We start from the raw sequence: 19,550 nt of genomic DNA, 5'->3' as shown, positions 1-19,550 counted from the left end.
AACTTCTGCTTTTTATCCGGAACCGGTTGCTGATGACCGGTTTCGGATTAATTTCCCCCTGACTCCGGCTTGTCCGAACTCTCCAGCCTCGAGGAAGCTGTCGCCAACTTTTCTTCCGAATGTGTGCGCAAGCTCCGTATGCAGCATAGCTGTTGCACGGAAATAACAGTCTTTGCCTATACCAGTCGTTTCCGTCTGGATCTTCCGTAGCACTGCATCAACCGCACCATCCACTTGCAGGTACCGACCAACGACCTCCAGGAGCTTGTAAGCACCGCAGTCCGGGCACTCCGTATGGATTTCCGTAAAGAGGGGGGATATTTATATAAAAAGCCGGTGTCATTGTCTGGAACATAGTTCCTGACTCTGCCGTCCAGACCAACCTTTTTGATACCATAGACCGTGAGAAGCAGTCACGTCTGGCCGCTGCCATAGATGCCATCAACCGCAAGAACGGCCACAATACCATTAAGGTAGCTGTCCAGGGCACTACGGACAAGTCGTGGCATCTCAAATGCGAACACATCAGCAAGCAGTACACCACCAATCTGGATGATATTATAATGATTTATTGTAATGGTGATAAAAGAGAAAAGGAGGCAAAATAACCTCTTTTCCTTTTAAAAGGTAGGACTATAATACAAGTACTGTCAGCCTTCAAAACTTGTTTCATAATTTCTCCTTATCTATTTCGTTCCTACTTCAGACAAGTTATAATACATGCTATATAGCATGTAAAATACCTTTTTTGCAGATGTTCTCAATCTTTATGTTTTGTTAATGTTCTTTATGTCAGTAAAATACCAGTTACTAACTAATAAAAGGGACCGTTTAAATGTAAGCATACCAGTCTTTTCAGCGACATTTTGACAGACAGTCATGTGTTTTTAGGCAGATATAAGAAAATTCTTTCTGCGTTAAACCTAGCATCCGATTTTTCCATCTTAAAATATTTATCTACATTACGACCAAATCTAATACTATTAAATTATGAAACTGAAAGTACTCATTTTATTATTTGTACCTTTCATGCTTGCAGCATGCAGGGACGACGATAACCCACGTAGTAGGCCAAACTTTGTAGAGACCTCATTTACCGATATCAGCGGAGAGTTGACAAATGATTATGGAGAAGAAGTTCTGACAGACAGAAACACACTCTACGGAATATCTGTACGGCTGGATAATCTTCATACATACTCTTATGGATTATTTGACGACTTAAGCAAGGCAGTAGTACGCCGAGATGCAAATCAAGAATATTGGTTTAAACTGACAGTAGTACCTAACGGAAAAACATTATGCACACAAGATGAACAAGGAAACTATGGAGACCTGTTTACAATATATGATGACGGTAAACTGCAAAACTGCCCACTCAGTAACACCTTTATCTACTGTGATACTACTATTGCGCGTAACGGATTCCAGGAAGATATTCAACCACGAAAAAGTTATCCATACGACATTTACGTAGACATGGATAGAGTTTTCAATACTGCCACAGAACAAAGATTTGTCTGCTACAAATACAATGGCCACATCCGCTTCTTTGCCTATAATCTTTCACAAGGCAGATTTGAAATACACATGAACGAGATGGACAAACAGTTCTTCCTTACCCCAGAGAAACAAGAGTGCATCCTTCCCTTTACCCTACTAAACAGATTCCCATTTCCTACAGCGATGTGCAGAGATTATGCCAGTGAAGCTACATTCCAAGTGAGATACATAGATGAAGAACGACAAATCGACCGATGGATGAATAAATCCGTAATTGTACACAGAGACGAACAGAATATCTTTTTGTTGGATGTAAATGAATTTACAAACTGATTGTTTAATCATAATTTATACGACTATGAAAATAACAGGTAATTTTAATCCCAAAACCGGAACAGAAGAAGAGTATACCGTTGATTTCGAACAAGAACTAACACAAGATACAATTTTTAATTGTAATATTTGGGATGAAGTAAAAGGAGAAGCAGGATTCTTTTCTGCTACCATAGATAAAAAACTACCTTCTAACTTTTACCAAGTATCTTATAGAAAAGGGACTAAATCTTTTAAATTTAAAATTTTTTGGGTTGAAGAATGTAAAGACGCCCAAATTTCTATTAATGGAATAAAAGGTACAATACTCAATTATGTAACTAAGTTGTTTGCTGTCACAACCCCTACCTTGACCTTACAAACAATTCCCCCGGAAATTAAATTAGGTATGAATATATCTTGTGAAACCTTATTGGGAAAAGACTATAGCGATGAAAAACAATATCAAATTGAGCAAATATGGGATATACCCAATCAACTTTTTAAAAAAATTGGAACCCCAGGAGTTAATCGCAACCATCTTTATCAAACCTTGCAAGCCATAGAATTAGGACAAGGACTCATCAATTTATCTGTCAAAGTCCAATATTTAAACAAAAACATGATAAAAGCTACTGTAGGCAAAGGATGCCTGAATGTAGAAGTAAAGAATCCCTATACATTAACAGCCAACAAATCTTCGACCTGCATTGGTAGCTATGTAACATATACTATCAATGGCTTACAAGGTGGAGAAAAGATTGTATGGAAAGCTGTACAACATGCGAAACTTTACAGTGGGCAAGGAACAGGTACTGCTGTATTTCAAGCAACAGAACAAGGTTATTTAAATGTGAATGTTACTATTCAATATGAACAAGCAAGTATTCCATTAAACTCGAATGAAGTCTGGTCGGGAAAACCAACTATCAATACCAGCCTTGAAACATCCCACGTAATGACAGAACGAACCCCGGTTATCATAGACGCAAGCAATGAGTTCTTCCATTACAAAGGAGGCATATCCTATGCCATAGAGAGCGAAGATGCAGAATACGTTACCGTTACAGAAACGGATAAGAAGTTTAAAGTAGAAACCACCATCCCCGGAACCCAACGAGGAGAAATCAAACTGCGCCTGAAGGTATCGAACGACTGCGGAGAAGTATCGAATCTGCATACCATCGCGTATGATACATTGCCCGGCTTGGAACCTGCCAAAGCCATTGATTTATTTTCGGCCAAGGAGCATGAATTTTCATGTGTCAGAACATATGATATGGTGAAATATGTAGGGAATCTGCAAACTTTCCAAATGTTCTTTTCTTTTACATTGGAGCGTAAAGCTACGATTAAGTATATACGCCCATTCTGCACAGAAGAAAAATATTTAGGATTCCGCATATTCGACAGAAAGGATGAAGACCTTGAAATACCATTATATACGCACGAAGCATCGGATACCTACATGACCATAGATAATATGCCATCAGGAGAATACATGATGGCATTGGATGTAGTACGTAATCATTCCGACAAGCTTGAAATTCTATTCAGTGGCTTTATTGGCGGCAGTAGCCCAACTCATCCTTATGTAATAAAACCGAATGAAAACGGTTTTAATTTCAGCGACTGTAGAAGCACAGAAACGTATGATGCCAATTTCTACTATAAGAATGAGCAAGGAGAATCTGTAGGTTCGGTAGCCGGAACACATAATACTTACTACATTCTTACATTGGAAAAGCCCATGAAGCTGATAATCCATACAGCCGATTCGAAGGTTAGCACAGAATTTCACATCATGCAAGGAGAACCTTATGACTGGAAAGTGCTGTATCACGAAACTGGAGGAAATTATCGTATGGAAGAAATACAAGCCGATCCGGAAGTATCGGAGGAATTGAAATCCATGCTATTGAACTCCCTTTCGGCTGGACAGACTTATGTAAAACGGCTTTTCCCCGCTGGTGAATACCGCTTTGTATTGAATGGGATCAAGAAATCGAACGGAGGACTATACAACGGATCCCTTAATTTTAATGTCATAGGATTACCTATCACCGGAAAATCTTTTGATACAGCTTTTGATTTGGGAACTTTTAAAGAACATGAATTCCATTTTAGCCAGATTTTCAGTGATGTACAAGCACACAAAGAATTGGGTATACAAAAACTGTATTACCAGTTCCACATGGAAAAGAATGTCAATTTTATGTTGAATGCCAAAAGTAAATCCTCTTTTCTGCCCATTGTTCTTTATAACTCAAATAAGGAGCCAATGTCAACTTCTGAAACAGAAGAGGGAATCTGCATTAATGATATGCTGGGAGGCAGATTCTATTTTACTATAGATATTGCTTCTGTGGCAGAAGATGAACTGGAAATAGTAGGAAAAGGTATGTTCCGGGGACGAGATCCTTACTTCTCCTATAATTTAGGTACACATGATAAAGATTTCACTATTTCGGACACAATCAACACAGCTGTTGGAGCATTTTATGAAACATTCATTTATACAGATGAAAGCGGAAATCTGGTCTATCCAAATGAACCAGAAGCGCGTCATGTGTATTATAAAATCACACTACAAAAAGAAATGCAGCTTATTATACATACGACATATTCTGAAATCCCTCTCACCGAGTTGCATATTATGATAGGGGAACCCATTGGATGGAATGTTTTGTATTACAAGGATTATGGTTGTGAAGGTATTGAGAATGACCCGGATATTCCGGAAGAAATAAAACAGAACATTACATTCGGACAGATTTGTGTAAAAATCAACCTACCTGCAGGAGAATATAAATTAGTAGTAAATGGAACCAAACGGACAAACGCAGGCTCCAGAAATGGAGTACTGGTTACAAATATAATAGGTAAGGTTATCTAAAAAGTGGAAAGCTTTCGAAAAAGTTTGTGAGAGGGTTTCTGTTTTCGTCTGGATAAGGTAGTCTTTAAGTAATCCTTCACATATTACGTGAGTTTGAAATAGAATTATAATACCCGCCATTGACAAAATATACATCAATGGCGGGCTTCTTCTCAGAGAAACGGTATTCAGAGATAGCTGACAATGAATTGGCAATGAAATAGCGTGAAAAAGATAACGCGAGTGTTATTATCTGTGTGCTACCAATTTGGATGATATTATAATGATTTGTTGTAATGGTGACATGACAAATCAGGAATTCTCATGGACAGGCAAATATGTAGGTACTCTTGACGGAGGAAAAGATTTGTCTGCAGACAGCTTCTTTACTAAAACCGACTATAAAGGTGCGGTGAAGAGCGGTGACGACTGGACTTCTGGTTGGACACTATAATATCAAGTCTTGCCAAGAGGCATACGAACTTCTGCTTTTTATCCGGAACCGGTTGCTGATGACCGGTTTCGGATTATTTTTGCCGGTTATTCGCTTTCGTCCTTGTCTTCATCCTGACTGATCAGGCGTGAAGATAGTTTCTTTTTAGGGGTAATTCCCAGTTCTTTCAGCATTTCTGCCTGACGGATCACATTGCCTTTTCCTGCCGATAATTGTCCGAGTGCAGTATCGTAAGCTGCTGAGGCAGTCTTTAATGTTTCACCTATACGTTCGAATGTTTCGGTAAAGCTTACCAGTTTTTCGTATAAGGCAGTACCCCTTTTTACTATTTCCTGGGTGTTTTTTCCTGATATTCTCGTTTCCACAGATCGAGTGCCAGCCTGAGTGCCGCGATCAGGTTGGTAGGACTCATCAGCACGACCTTTTTCTTGTAGGCATAGTTCCAGAGATTCGGATCTGTTTGCAGGGCCAGTACATAGGCTGGCTCGTTAGGAATGAACATCATTACGAAATCGAGCGAGGAGATATTATATCGGGAGTAGTCTTTCTGACTTAGTTCGTCGATATGAGCTTTTACGGAAGATAAATGAGCTCTCAGGTATTGCTCCTGTTCACTACGTTCAGAGCTGTTTACATAATTGGCATAGGCTGTGAGTGAAACCTTTGAGTCGATGATTACCTGACGGTTGTCGGGATACTTTACCAGAACATCTGGTTGCAGGCGTTGGCCGTTTTCGTTACGTAAAGGTTCTCCATGTTCATCTTTTAAAAATTCCTGACGGAAATACTCTTCTCCTTCCCGCAGTCCGGAGTTTTCGAGAATCGATTCCAGAATCATTTCTCCCCAGTTTCCTTGTGTCTTGGAATCACCTTTCAGCGCACGGGTCAAGTTATTGGCTTCGTCACTTATCTGCTTGTTCAGTTGTACCAGTTCCTTAATCTTGTCTTCCAGTGAAAAACGCTGCTTCGATTCTTTGTCGTACACCTCGGCTACCTGATGCTTGAATTCGTTCAGATTTTCTCTGAAAGGATTTAATAAGTTGCTGAGGCTTTCGGCACTTAGTTTATTGAATGATTCTGCCTTCTGTTGGAATATTTTGTTGGCGATGTTTTCAAATTCCAGGTTGAACTGTTTATGCAGATTTACGATTTCTTGTTTTTGATGGTCGAGTTTTTCTTCGAGTGCACGCTTTTCCGCCTGTAGGGCAGCTACCTGCCGGTTTGCTTCTACGACCAGTTTTATGTTATTTTCTGCCTGATTTTGTATGCGCAGATTCTCTTCTCTGTATCTTTCTGTTTCGGTTGCATGTTGCTTTTTTTCTGCTTCCAGCAAGTCTTCATGATGCTTTGTTTGTAAATATAGCTGAGTCTTTAATGAATTTAACTGGCGTGAAGCTATGAAATATCCGATAAGTCCTCCGATAAGGAGCGTAATGATAAGGTAAAGTATTTCCATTTTCTGTAGATGTTGTTATGTTTGGAATGTAAAGATACAGTTAAAGTTTTAATCGAAGCTAGTCTTGATTTGATATTTTAGAGGAACGCTGAGATTCTGTTTGGCAAGTATGTCAGTAGAAAAAGTGGATTTTGTCAGAAAAACCATGTCAGAATGTCATGAAAGAAGTCTGGCACGTTTTTCGTAACAAGTCAAATGTCCGTTTCAAGGATATAAATAAAATGTATATATAAATAAGTAAAAATATAAAGACTATGAACATTAAACCATTAGCAGACAGAGTCCTGATTCTTCCGGCTCCTGCAGAAGAAAAAACGATTGGTGGTATTATCATTCCTGATACAGCAAAAGAAAAACCATTGCAGGGTGAAGTTGTGGCAGTAGGAAATGGCACAAAGGATGAAGAAATGATATTGAAAGTTGGCGATACAGTATTGTATGGAAAATATTCAGGTACTGAAATCGAACACGACGGAGTAAAATATCTGATGATGCGTCAGAGTGACGTTCTCGCAGTTTTGGGATAATTCATAAGTTGAACTTTTAAAACATTAAGATTATTATGGCAAAAGATATTCTCTTCAACATTGATGCTCGCGATCAGTTGAAAAAAGGTGTAGACGAATTGGCTAACGCTGTTAAAGTAACTCTCGGTCCGAAAGGTCGTAATGTTATCATCGAAAAGAAATTCGGTGCTCCTCATATTACAAAAGACGGTGTAACAGTTGCTAAGGAAGTAGAATTGAGCGATCCGTTCCAGAATACAGGTGCACAGTTGGTTAAGTCTGTAGCTTCGAAGACTGGTGATGATGCTGGTGACGGTACTACAACTGCTACTGTATTGGCTCAGTCTATCGTGGGTGTAGGCTTGAAGAACGTTACTGCCGGTGCAAATCCGATGGATTTGAAACGTGGTATCGACAAGGCTGTTGCTAAAGTTGTAGAATCAATCAAGGCACAGGCTGAAACAGTTGGTGATAACTACGATAAGATTGAACAGGTTGCAACTATTTCTGCAAACAATGATCCGGTTATCGGTAAACTGATTGCTGATGCAATGCGTAAGGTTTCTAAAGATGGTGTAATCACTATCGAAGAAGCAAAAGGTACTGATACTACTATCGGTGTAGTAGAAGGTATGCAGTTCGACCGTGGTTATTTGTCAGCTTACTTCGTAACTGATACAGAAAAGATGGAATGTGTGATGGAACACCCATACATCTTGATTTACGATAAGAAGATTTCTAACCTGAAAGATTTCTTGCCTATCCTTGAACCGGCAGTTCAGAGCGGACGTCCTTTGTTGGTTATTGCCGAAGATGTTGACAGTGAAGCATTGACAACATTGGTTGTAAACCGTCTGCGTGGCCAGTTGAAGATTTGTGCAGTGAAGGCTCCGGGCTTCGGCGACCGTCGTAAGGCTATGCTGGAAGATATCGCAGTATTGACTGGTGGTGTAGTTATCAGCGAAGAAAAAGGTTTGAAACTGGAACAGGCTACTATTGAAATGCTGGGTACTTGCGATAAGGTAACTGTTTCTAAGGAAAATACTACTATCGTAAACGGTGCTGGTCAGAAAGAGTTGATTCAGGAACGTATCAACCAGATTAAGGCTGAAATGAAGAATTCTACTTCTGATTATGATAAAGAAAAACTTCAGGAACGTCTGGCTAAATTGTCAGGTGGTGTAGCTGTTCTTTATGTAGGTGCTGCCAGCGAAGTAGAAATGAAAGAAAAGAAAGACCGTGTAGACGATGCGTTGTGTGCTACTCGTGCTGCTATCGAAGAAGGTATTGTACCGGGCGGTGGCGTAACTTACATCCGTGCTATTGACGCATTGGAAGGCATGAAGGGTGACAATGCAGATGAAACAACTGGTATCGAAATAATCAAGCGTGCTATTGAAGAGCCGCTTCGTCAGATTGTAGCCAATGCCGGAAAAGAAGGAGCAGTGGTTGTACAGAAAGTACGTGAAGGTAAAGGTGATTTCGGATACAATGCACGTACCGATGTTTACGAACACTTGCATGCAGCCGGTGTTGTAGATCCTGCTAAAGTAACTCGTGTTGCACTTGAAAACGCAGCTTCTATTGCAGGAATGTTCTTGACTACAGAGTGTGTCATCGTAGAAAAGAAAGAAGAAAAACCTGAAATGCCGATGGCTGCTCCGGGTATGGGCGGTATGGGTGGCATGATGTAATCTTCCCCCCTTTTCTATAATAAAAAACGGAAACCTCTCGTTCTGGGAAATCTAGACGGGAGGTTTTCTTGTTTTTGGAGATATTGTTTTTTAATTGATAATGCTTTTTTCTGACTCTGACTCTATTTTGTGCCTTCGGAAGTAAAAAGGTTTATGTAGAAAGAGATTAATTGGCTTTCAGTTTCTATTTTCTGATTTTTTTTGTATCTTTCCAAATAGAGATAAAATGTTAGGAGGAATTGATATGACAAAAGAAGAACTGATGCGTAAAGCCATAGAACTTTCAGTACAAAATGTAGCTGAGGGAGGAGGACCGTTTGGCGCAGTTATTGCTAAAAATGGTGAGATTATTGCGATGGGAGTAAATCGTGTAACTCCAGATTGTGACCCTACGGCACATGCTGAAGTTAGTGCTATCCGTACGGCTGCAAAGATATTAGGGACTTTCGATTTGAGCGGGTGTGAGATTTACACTTCCTGTGAACCCTGTCCGATGTGTCTGGGAGCTATTTACTGGGCACATTTAGATAGAATGTATTATGGAAATAGCAAGAATGATGCTGCTGATATAGGTTTTGATGACGCCTTTATATATGAAGAACTTGATTTGAAACCGGCAGACCGTAAGCTGAAGTCTGAAGTGTTATTGCCTGAGGAGGCTATTAAAGCTTTCCGTGATTGGGAAAATAAAACTGATAAAGTAGAATATTGATATCGTTTAAAATTAGAAAGCACCACGGATTACGCTGATCTCGGAAATCTGTTATCGGTTTTTGAACAGTGTAATCTGTGGTGCTTTTTTGACACACAGCTTAATTTCTTATTTGCTTGTAATTTACATTTTCATTGCTTTTTCAGACATGCTGATTAATCAGTGCTGTTATCGTGTCATCGTTTTCCAAATCTTCACATGGTTTTCTTCCATGATGAGGAAACTTTTTACGAATAGTTTTTTAAGCTTCTCAATTATCTAGAGTAGTCTTGTTTTATGTTTTGCAGCACAAAATTACATCTTTTGAGTATATGTTGTTATGTTGTATAGCATATTTTGACCTCTCTTTGTATAATTCTTGATGTAAATCAATTTTACAAGCGAAAAATGAATAATAATTGGGTACTGTCAAATAATGATTGCTTAGAACTTTAATCTTGCAAATTCACTTTCGAAGTTGGGGGTAAATACTCCCTTTCCTAAATTGTTTTTTATTTCTTCTATTGACCAGAAACGCCCTCCGTCAAGTTCGTTGCTGGGAGAGATTTCTCCGTTATAAATAGTACGATGGCAGAATACCAGTTCTTTTTCTCTGTCCGACTCAAAAACATAATGTGTAAGCAGTTCGAAAGTAAAGTCGGAAATGCCAAGTTCTTCTTGAGCCTCTCTTTTTAAGGCCATTTCCACACTCTCACCTAAGTCAATATGTCCTCCAACCGAAGTGTCCCATTTATTGGGCTGAATATCTTTCCATGCAGGACGTTTTTGTAAATATAGCTCACCCTTATCGTTGAAAACATGCAGATGAACTACCGGATGGAGTAATTTACTACCACTATGACATTCTTTTCGTGTAGCAGCTCCTGTGATATTTCCTTCCTCATCTACTATCGGAAACATTTCTTCATTGTTGTCGAACATAATTATTGTCTGTTAAATGTTAGTGCTTTATTTATTGTTGCAAAGATACTAATTTTAGTGAGACAAGATTGGATAAGGCAAGAAGGAAAGGTATATAGAAGAGGCTGAATTCTATCGGGGATACGGATCAGAATTCAGCCTCAGGCTAGTGATTTCTTAATCAGAAATTTGTATTGTTATTCTATTGAAAACTTTTTAACTTAATTATTTACCTATTGTCAATTATTGTCTATTGGATATTCTGAAAAAATCTTTTTACTTTAAGTTGGTATGTGAAGAAGGAATCAGTTCGAAAATACTTTTGATTCGTTTCATGTCAAATTTAGGAGTACGGTCATAATAATAAATACCGTTTTTCTCTTGCTCAACATCTGTCAGCTGAGTGTAACAGAATCCCATTACATGCTTAGCTCCTTTCAGTGCTTCTACCTGTCCTTGCAAACGTGTATAAAACTCTTCTTCTGTCTGTGGAAGATTACCATATCCCCATGAGTTTTTACGTTCTTCGGGAGCCATCCATCCTATACCTCCAAATTCATCAACCATATAAGGTTGTCCTTCATATACGGCCAAATATTTTTTATCGCGGCTGTTGCGATAAGGTTCTTCTCCTTCCTTAAATATTAACTGTTCTGATAAACGCGTACCATCTTGTTCATAATTGTGGACACTCCAAATATCAGTCAATACATGATCATCTCCACTTGCATCGTTGATAGGACGAGTAGAATCCATAGCTTTTGTCATGTGGTAGATGTCACGGATTAAGCGCGGATAAGAACCGTCACGGCTTCCCCATGTTTCATTGAAAGGAGTCCAGGTTACTAATGATGGGTGGTTACGGTCGCGTACCACAATTTCACTCCATTCACTGATAAAGTTACGTGCCGCAATTTCATCGTTCACATCCATTACCCAGCTTGCACTTTCTCCCCAGGTAATGTATCCCAGTTTGTCTGCCCAATAATAATAACGTTCTTCGAATACCTTCTGATGTAAACGTGCGCCATTGAATCCTGCATTTTTACCTAAAATAATATCATTTTTAAGCGCTTCGTCTGATGGAGCAGTCCATATTCCGTCGGGGTAATATCCCTGATCTAATACCAGTCTTTGGAAATAAGGCTGGTTGTTCAGGTAGAATATTCCATCAGAAATATGTATCTTACGCATGCCGGTATATGATTCGACTTTATCAAGCACTTTTCCTGATTTGTCTTTAACCAGATAAGTCAGTTCATACAAGAATGGTGATTCCGGCGACCATAATTTCATGTTCTTGACCGGAAGTACAATGCATGTGTTGTTAGAGCATGTTGCCTGCTTTTTACTGATAACCTTATCACCGTCTTTCAGTATGATTTCTAATATGTTATCCGATTCCTTGTAAAAGCTGGGGGTAGCTACTAATTGTTTCTGGTCGATATCTGTGCGTATAACCATATCTTTTAAACCTTCTGAAGCAACGGCTTCCATCCAGACAGTTTGCCAGATACCTGTGACACGGGTATAAGAACAACCTCCTGAGAAAAAGTTTGTACATTGTTTTCCACCGGTTTGTTTTCCTCCTCTTAAATCATCTTTTACTTGAATAACCAGGTTATGAGTGTTTCCTGCCTGTACAAATCGTGTAATATCTATTGCAAAAGATGAGCTTCCTCCCCAGTGTTGCTGAATTTTCTTTCCGTCAATGTATATTTCGCACCAGTAGTCTACGGCACCGAAATTCAGGAATATTTTCTTTCCGTTCCAGTTAGCTGGTATGGAAATTTTTCTTTGATACCACATACAGTTTATAAAGTCTGTATGTTTCACTCCAGACAATTCACTTTCCGGACAAAATGGAACTATAATGTTCTTGCTGAATTTTTCCGAATTCTGAAGCTGACGGTCAACACCGGACTGTCCGAAATCAAAATCGAAGGTCCATGTACCATTCAGGTTAATCCAGTCTTCCCGTTCAAATTGCGGACGTGGATATTCTTTGCGAGGCAAATCATTAGCTTTAACATTAAATGCTAATGCCAGAAAAAGCGCAGCTGTTGTAATTAGTTTTTTCATCGTTTATTTAGTTTGGGTTAATTATTCGTAAGTATTGGGAAAAGCACTGATACGCAAACGTGCTGCTCCCATAGGTATAAGAGTTATGTTTTCTTTTTCTCCTTTAGGCGCATTCGTTTCTGGTAGTTCATGACAAAGTCCATACTGATCTACCTTCCATGAAGGTACTTTACGGCCTATTGCTTTGATTTCTATTGGACAACTTTCCTGAGTAAATGGGAAGTTGTTATCAGGCCAGTTTTTCCGAATAACTTCAAAATTCTTTAAAGCATTTTCTTTATCCAGAACAAGAGAATAATTCCAGGCTGATGCAGGGAATATCTCAAATGAAGGCCAGTTTTCTGCATCTGCATCGTTTTGCCATTGTGAATCTCCGATAGCAGTCTGACGGCTGTCACGCTTAATGTATTTTTCTTGTATCTTTAGCGAGAAGGTCAGGGGGCCGTAATCGATACTCACACTGTTTTTATTGACTTGCCATGTGCGTAAGTTTAGATGCATCGGCACATTCAGCTCTATGACATCATCGTTGCTCCATGTTCGTTGGATACGGACATATTGTCCTGCTATTAATGAAGTCTTTACCTTTTTACCATTAATTTTGATGGAAGCGTCTGGACTCCATGATGGAATTCGCAGATAAAGAGGGAAATCTACATTTTTTTCTGTCTGGACTAATAGTTGTATAGACTCTTCGAAAGGATAATTGGTCTTTTCTATAAGTTTTATTTTCTGATTATTCCCAACTGTAATATCTGCCTGGCAGGATGCATATAGGGCGAGTGCTGCTCCGTTGTCGGGAGTTGCCAATACAAGGTGTTCGGCATAATAAGGCCATCCTTGGGTATGATTATGCTGACAACAACGACAACTGAAAGGATTCATTGCTAAAAATGGTCCAGAGTTGTCAATTCCGGGGTGGTGGTTTTGCGCATCGCTGGTAACCTGGTTAGGACTAGTTATATAACGCAGTGCTTTAAAGTCGGGCATTGTTGCAGCCGGATAGGTATTGAATGCAACATCTTCACAGTTTTCAGCCCAAAAAGGATCACCTGTAATTTTTAGCATGATTTCATCAGAGGCCATTTGTTCTACCATACCACAGGTTTCAACTCCTTGTCGTGGATCAATATATCCCATGCGAGCATTTTCGTCAGCTCCAAACATGCCTCCCGGAACTTGTCCAAAGGTACGTCTGATCAGATGATGTACATTATAACTAGCTGCCAGCATAGCAGAATCTTTACTTAGTAAGTAATAGGTAGCTGGCTCTCTGAAGCATTGAGCTATATTTACGTTATGCCAGTTGGGCAATGATGAAGGTTTTGTCCAGTCGGCTGTATTACGGTGTATTTTCTCAGCAAGTTCAAGGAGAAAAGCTTCACCTGTATGATTATATAACCAATATACACTCAGCAGATTATCTCCTCCGCGGCTGTTTTCCCAGTAATCTTCCAGAAATTTTTCATCAGCCAGATTAAGCTGCCATTTAAAATAGTTGGTCATTAAGTCAAGTACCCGGGAATCATTGGAATATTCGTAATATGACTGCAAGCACCAGAGCATAATCATCTGTGCCCAAAGTTCAGGCTTGTCACCTCTCATATTAATAGGACCGAATGAACCATCAGGACGCTGACTTTTTAAGGTTGCTTCAATCCAGATTTTAGCTTCATCAATCATTTTTTTGTCTTTTAGGATATACGCAAGATTGCCATATCCTTTGAGCCAGTAAGGAACCTCTTCCCATCCGTGATCTCCTTGTGTGGTAAGCCATGCATTATTATTTTTTTCCAACCATGCACTGATTTCATTCAGGTGGCCGGTTAATCCGTCTCTCTGACGTATCAGATACTCTTTCAACCAACCTTCGGGTTGAATACTTCCGACGGGTAGTTTTATGAAGTGTTGGGGCAATAACGGCAAACGATTATTGACATAATTAGAGGTGGAATTACCAAGAACTGGTTTTTCTACCATTGTAATGCTTTCATCCTGATGGGGCGCTTTTATCTGTCCACAAGAAGATAGCAGTATGATTACCGTGGAATAAATAGCTGTTTTGATATTCATATTTCTCATAGCTAATCGATTTTTTTCTCTGTTGCAAAAATTGTGTTTTTAAGAAAGAATCAACAAAAAAAATAAGTACATTAATGAAAAAAACTGACCATTTTTGTTTTACTGACAATAAAATTTGAATCTTTGGAGTGAAAAAGATAAATTTTACGTACTTTTGACAAAAAAGTTGGCATTTATTTTCTAATGTTCTGTATTATTTTTGTTTCTCTAGATATTTTTAGTTTATGAAATTGAATATAATTTTCTTTTTAGGGATAGTTGTCTTGGGGGGATTATCATGTACGGATTCGGGGAAAAATCAGTTAAAAGTAGAGGATGACTATTTTATTAATCCTATTTTTTCTTCTGGAAGTAATCCTAATGCTTTATTTTATGGAGGAAAGTATTATTATACTCATGAAACAAATGATATGATTCTACTTTGGGAAACTAATGATATAACAGATATGGGTAGTGCTGTTTGTAAAGAAGTTTGGCGACCTACTGATCCCAAGAGTATGCATAACTTGTGGGCTCCGGAGATACATCGGATTAATGATAAATGGTATATTTATTATGCTGCTGATGACGGAAATACGGACAATCATCAAATATATGTATTAGAAAATGATGCACGAACTCCGATGGAGGGAACTTTTAAACAGAAAGGTCCCATTATGACTAATCAGGAATGGAACTGGGGAATACATGCATCTACTTTTGTGCATAAAGGTGTGCAGTATCTTATTTGGTCAGGATGGCCTAAGCGACGCATTATGGAAGAAACCCAATGTATTTACATTGCAAAAATGAAAAATCCATGGACTTTAGACGGAGAACGTATTATGTTATCTTCGCCGGAATATAACTGGGAACGGCAGTGGGTTAATCCTGATGGAAGTCGTACTGCCTATCCGATTTATGTAAACGAAGCTCCTACATTTTTATATTCTAAGGATAAGAAAAATTTGATTATATATTATTCAGCTAGTGGATGCTGGTCTCCTTATTATTGTATCGGAATGTTAAGCTGTAGTGCTGATGCTGATTTATTGGATCCGAAGTCTTGGAAAAAAACAACAGATCCGGTATTTTATCAATCTCCGCAAGACAGTGTGTGGGGACCAGGCAGTCCCTCATTTATCCCTTCTCCAGATAGTACAGAATGGTATATGCTTTATAATGCAAGAAATATACCTAATGGAATTACCGGAGAAAGTGAGAGTAGAACACCACGCTTACAGAAGATTTCATGGGATAAGAATAATATGCCGATATTAGGTAAGCCTGTCCGTTTAGGAAAGCCATTACCTAAGCCTTCGGGTATCGTTAAAAAGTGATTTAGAGATATAAAAAGACAACCTAGAAACTTTTAAGGTTGTCTTTTTTTGTGTAAATATGATAGTAGTCTGTTAGTAATCTTGTTGATTTGTTTAAATATTTTGCCTAAACCATAATCATCTGAATATTGCTAGTTTGAAGTATTCTTTAATTCTGGTACAGTTTGATACTGCTTTCTGAATGTACTTTTTGGGAGAGTTGCATGGTGTATCTCTTTGCCGTATATGGACTCTTGTCAGCCGTAAGTGAAGTTGGCATGTGTTATTATTAGATGTGATATTTGTTTTTGAGGATTATATTTTGTTTATTCAAATTACTATTTCTATGTGTATTCGAATCTCCTGTTTGTTTAGATGTCAGGAGGTATTCTTGATAAAGAAGGCAAAAATATAATAATTTTAATTCATTTTCTGTGCAAAAAAATTTTCTTTCCTCTCTTTAACTTACAAAGAATCTTATGTGGCAATAGCGGGAAGACCGATTTGCGGCTTTCTGTTATGAATCTGCCTAAATATATGGAATTCAGAACGTAACCGGAGGTTATCAAACCCGGACAGGAAGCAGATATCGTGATAAGCGTCGACGCTTCGAAACTTGTCGGAAAGCCTGAAAAGTTTCATGCTCCGCTGATTCTGGATGGAGTAACAGGACGTCCAAGCGACAGGACACTCAGTATTGAGATTAATTTAATCGATAAATGAAATAGTAAAAATATAATTGATAAGATATTATGAAAAGTAAAATAGTTAAGATTTTGATGTTGCTTGTCATTTCGCTGACAACCTTCTCATGTAGCGAAGACGAAGTATTGGAGCCTTCTCTTGAAGTAACACCTATTACACTTCAGGGCACATGGAAGCTGGCAGAACTGAATGGCGAACAGTTGCCCGAAGATTTCTATATCTATATAGAGTTCGACCGCAAAGGAAACTTTGAAATGTATCAGAAGCATGACAGCATGTATCCACGTTATATCACAGGTACTTATTCGGTTGAGAAAGATGGCCATTATGGATACGTTCTCAGCGGAAAGTATGATTATGAAAACGGCGACTGGAACAACGAATATATCGTAACAGATTTGATGCAGTCAGGCTCAATGGTATGGACAGTAAAAGAAGGTACTGAAGTATCTAAATACGTACGCGTAGACAAAGTTCCTGATGAAATAGTAGAAGAAGCAAAGGTTGATGCTGACGAAGAATAATAAAGCTGCACAACGATAAAGCATAAAAAAAAGAGAGAACGTCAAATCGGCGTTCTCTCTTTTTTTGTCATGTCAAGATATAATAAATTTTATTCTTGTTTCATTTTCCGCGATCTGTCATCCGGTCCTTTCGGGTGGATGACTTTTTCTAAACGAAGGTCGAATATCAGCGTAGAATATGCAGGAATAACATCACGCTCTACCGATCCATATCCCATACCATTAGGGATATACAGTTCGACATGCTGTCCTTCTTTCATCTTCAACAGAGCAGTTGTCCAGCCTGTAATTACACCTGAAGCCGCAAATGATCTGGGTTCGTTTACCATTCCATTCCATTCTCCAGAGAAACTTTCATCGAAGACCGTTCCGTTTATTAATTTTCCGCGATAGTGGACACTTACCATATCAGTCGACATAGGAGAAATTCCCAGAGGTTCGATATTATCTTCCGGAAAGAGCTTCATATACACATAATCGTTTTTCCCCGGAGTGTAGTCCTGATAGCCCAGATCCTCTGAAGCATCGCTCTGTAACTTATAGTTCAATACTTTTTCCCAATGTTCTCCGGCAGGAGGATTCGCGCAAACGGAGGCGATAGAGTCGATATAGGCATCGTTGCGCACTGCCCAGTCACTATACGGATCGGCCGTTTGTGTATCTTCACTGCAAGAAGTAAAGCCTGCACTCAGTGAAACAAGGATGCCTAACAACCATAATATATTTTTATTCATGCACATTCAAAATTTTTATTGCAAAGTCTTCAACAGACTAGTGATACTAACCTTATCGGCAATAATACTATTCAGATCGGCAATAGCCACGCGTTCTTGTTCCATTGTATCACGGTTACGCAGAGTTACGCAGTTGTCTTCCAGTGTCTGGTGGTCGATAGTGATACAATACGGAGTACCGATGGCATCCTGACGGCGGTAACGCTTACCGATACTGTCTTTTTCATCATACTGGCAGTGGAAGTGGAACTTCAGATCGTCCATGATTTCACGAGCCTTTTCAGGCAGACCGTCTTTCTTTACCAGCGGCATGATAGCCAGTTTTACTGGAGCCAGTGCAGCAGGCAATTTCAGTACGACACGAGTTTCTCCGTTTTCCAGCGTTTCTTCGTGGTAAGCAGCGCTCATGATACTCAGGAACATACGGTCTACACCGATAGATGTTTCGATAACGTACGGAGTATATGATTCGTTGATTTCCGGATCGAAGTACTTGATGCTCTTGCCAGAATATTTTTCATGCTGGCTCAAGTCGAAGTTAGTACGGCTGTGAATACCTTCTACTTCCTTGAATCCGAATGGCATCAGGAATTCGATATCGGTAGCGGCATTAGCGTAGTGAGCCAGTTTTTCGTGGTCGTGGTAACGGTAGTGGTCGTCGCCGAATCCCAGTGCCTTATGCCATTTCAAACGAGTTTCTTTCCATTTCTGGAACCATTCAAGTTCAGTTCCCGGTTTTACAAAGAACTGCATTTCCATCTGTTCGAACTCACGCATACGGAAGATGAACTGACGTGCAACGATTTCGTTACGGAAAGCCTTACCAATCTGAGCGATACCGAAAGGAACTTTCATACGTCCTGTTTTCTGAACATTCAGGTAGTTTACGAAAATACCCTGAGCAGTTTCCGGACGCAGATATACTTTCATAGCACCGTCGGCAGTAGATCCCATTTCGGTAGAGAACATCAGGTTGAACTGACGTACTTCAGTCCAGTTTTTAGTTCCTGAAATCGGGCAAACGATTTCTTCGTCCAGGATGATCTGACGCAATTCGTTCAAGTCTGGTCCTGCATTCATTGCCTTTGAGTAGCGTTCGTGCAAAGCATCACGTTTAGCCTGATGTTCCAGTACACGTGCGTTAGTGCTGCGGAACTGAGCTTCATCGAATGCGTCACCGAATTTCTTTGCGGCTTTTGCAACTTCCTTATTGATCTTTTCGTCGTATTTAGCAATCTGGTCTTCAATCAGCACATCGGCACGATAACGTTTCTTCGAGTCGCGGTTATCGATCAAAGGATCGTTGAACGCATCCACGTGTCCCGAAGCCTTCCAGATAGTAGGATGCATGAAGATAGCCGAATCAATACCTACGATATTTTCATGCAGCAATACCATGCTCTGCCACCAGTACTGTTTGATGTTGTTTTTCAGTTCCACACCCATTTGTCCGTAGTCATATACGGCTCCCAGTCCATCGTAAATTTCACTTGAAGGAAATACGAAACCATATTCTTTACAGTGTGAAACAAGTTTCTTGAAAACGTCTTCTTGTGCCATTTTTCTTTCTTATTTTTTTTGATGTATGTTATTTTCATTACATAGTAGGTCACAAAGATAGGTATTTATAAGCAAAAAAGAAGAATAGCTGTCTTAATTTATCTTATGAATGGAGGGAATCTGTAAGGAAAGGTGGTTATTTTTTTCTACTTT

General features: G+C 39.3%; 16 protein-coding genes and 1 pseudogene. 10 read left to right on the top strand and 7 right to left on the bottom strand.

All coding sequences use genetic code 11. The features are described 5' to 3' along the window. Positions 1-12: 12 nt before the first annotated feature. Positions 13-213, bottom strand: coding sequence for a hypothetical protein (locus BACCOP_RS21630; protein WP_185150239.1), 201 nt, complete (start codon positions 211-213; stop codon positions 13-15). A 128-nt stretch (positions 214-341) separates the two neighbouring features. Here BACCOP_RS21630 and BACCOP_RS21465 point away from each other — a divergent pair, with 128 nt between their 5' ends. From BACCOP_RS21465 to BACCOP_RS16170, 4 genes are all read left to right on the top strand, one after another. Next, positions 342-608: a DUF4113 domain-containing protein gene (locus tag BACCOP_RS21465; RefSeq protein WP_317618152.1), complete on the top strand. Its 267-nt coding sequence runs from the start codon at positions 342-344 to the stop codon at positions 606-608. Positions 609-990: 382 nt separating this feature from the next. After that, positions 991-1,836 (top strand): hypothetical protein, encoded by an 846-nt coding sequence (locus tag BACCOP_RS16180; protein WP_007571051.1) that lies wholly within the window; start codon positions 991-993, stop codon positions 1,834-1,836. Between the two features lie 25 nt (positions 1,837-1,861). Next, on the top strand, positions 1,862-4,711 hold the full coding sequence (locus tag BACCOP_RS16175) for a hypothetical protein (RefSeq protein ID WP_040312184.1): 2,850 nt from the start codon (positions 1,862-1,864) through the stop codon (positions 4,709-4,711). Positions 4,712-4,994: 283 nt separating this feature from the next. Further along, a complete protein-coding gene (locus BACCOP_RS16170) occupies positions 4,995-5,144 on the top strand; it encodes a hypothetical protein (protein ID WP_218958483.1) in 150 nt (49 codons plus the stop codon). An 86-nt stretch (positions 5,145-5,230) separates the two neighbouring features. On the opposite strand, the pseudogene BACCOP_RS16165 reads toward BACCOP_RS16170, so the two are convergent. Then, positions 5,231-6,159, bottom strand: a pseudogene (locus BACCOP_RS16165) (DNA recombination protein RmuC). A 695-nt stretch (positions 6,160-6,854) separates the two neighbouring features. On the opposite strand from BACCOP_RS16165, the gene BACCOP_RS16160 reads away from it, so the two are divergent. From BACCOP_RS16160 to BACCOP_RS16150, 3 genes are all read left to right on the top strand, one after another. Further along, entirely contained in the window at positions 6,855-7,127 is a 273-nt protein-coding gene (locus BACCOP_RS16160) for a co-chaperone GroES (protein WP_007571044.1), read from the top strand. A 35-nt stretch (positions 7,128-7,162) separates the two neighbouring features. Beyond that, on the top strand, positions 7,163-8,800 hold the full coding sequence (gene groL, locus BACCOP_RS16155) for a chaperonin GroEL (RefSeq protein WP_007571042.1): 1,638 nt from the start codon (positions 7,163-7,165) through the stop codon (positions 8,798-8,800). A 244-nt stretch (positions 8,801-9,044) separates the two neighbouring features. Next, positions 9,045-9,512 (top strand): nucleoside deaminase, encoded by a 468-nt coding sequence (locus BACCOP_RS16150; RefSeq protein WP_040312200.1) that lies wholly within the window; start codon positions 9,045-9,047, stop codon positions 9,510-9,512. 423 nt (positions 9,513-9,935) lie between these two features. On the opposite strand, the gene BACCOP_RS16145 is transcribed toward BACCOP_RS16150, so the two are convergent. From BACCOP_RS16145 to BACCOP_RS16135, 3 genes are all read right to left on the bottom strand, one after another. Next, positions 9,936-10,436: an NUDIX hydrolase gene (locus tag BACCOP_RS16145; RefSeq protein ID WP_085960436.1), complete on the bottom strand. Its 501-nt coding sequence runs from the start codon at positions 10,434-10,436 to the stop codon at positions 9,936-9,938. A 252-nt stretch (positions 10,437-10,688) separates the two neighbouring features. Next, on the bottom strand, positions 10,689-12,494 hold the full coding sequence (locus BACCOP_RS16140) for a glycoside hydrolase family 2 protein (protein WP_007571039.1): 1,806 nt from the start codon (positions 12,492-12,494) through the stop codon (positions 10,689-10,691). 21 nt (positions 12,495-12,515) lie between these two features. After that, positions 12,516-14,576, bottom strand: coding sequence for a beta-L-arabinofuranosidase domain-containing protein (locus tag BACCOP_RS16135; RefSeq protein WP_022124765.1), 2,061 nt, complete (start codon positions 14,574-14,576; stop codon positions 12,516-12,518). 224 nt (positions 14,577-14,800) lie between these two features. Here BACCOP_RS16135 and BACCOP_RS16130 point away from each other — a divergent pair, with 224 nt between their 5' ends. The 3 genes from BACCOP_RS16130 (at position 14,801) to BACCOP_RS16125 (ending at position 17,103) form a co-directional block, all read left to right on the top strand. Beyond that, on the top strand, positions 14,801-15,895 hold the full coding sequence (locus BACCOP_RS16130) for a glycoside hydrolase family 43 protein (RefSeq protein WP_007571037.1): 1,095 nt from the start codon (positions 14,801-14,803) through the stop codon (positions 15,893-15,895). 570 nt (positions 15,896-16,465) lie between these two features. Beyond that, on the top strand, positions 16,466-16,597 hold the full coding sequence (locus BACCOP_RS21320) for a hypothetical protein (RefSeq protein WP_007571035.1): 132 nt from the start codon (positions 16,466-16,468) through the stop codon (positions 16,595-16,597). Positions 16,598-16,626: 29 nt separating this feature from the next. Next, the gene (locus BACCOP_RS16125) at positions 16,627-17,103 is read left to right on the top strand and encodes a lipocalin family protein (protein WP_007571034.1); all 477 of its coding nucleotides are present in this window, start codon (positions 16,627-16,629) and stop codon (positions 17,101-17,103) included. 89 nt (positions 17,104-17,192) lie between these two features. Here the strand turns inward: BACCOP_RS16125 and BACCOP_RS16120 are convergent, their stop codons facing one another. Then, the gene (locus BACCOP_RS16120; RefSeq protein WP_007571032.1) at positions 17,193-17,837 is read right to left on the bottom strand and encodes an FKBP-type peptidyl-prolyl cis-trans isomerase; all 645 of its coding nucleotides are present in this window, start codon (positions 17,835-17,837) and stop codon (positions 17,193-17,195) included. Between the two features lie 15 nt (positions 17,838-17,852). Continuing rightward, on the bottom strand, positions 17,853-19,397 hold the full coding sequence (locus BACCOP_RS16115) for a glycine--tRNA ligase (RefSeq protein WP_007571030.1): 1,545 nt from the start codon (positions 19,395-19,397) through the stop codon (positions 17,853-17,855). Between the last annotated feature and the right edge of the window lie 153 nt (positions 19,398-19,550).

It is taken from the genome of Phocaeicola coprocola DSM 17136 (assembly GCF_000154845.1).
GTDB classification, from domain to species: Bacteria; Bacteroidota; Bacteroidia; order Bacteroidales; family Bacteroidaceae; genus Phocaeicola; species Phocaeicola coprocola.
This window is presented reverse-complemented; position numbering and strand designations above follow the sequence as displayed.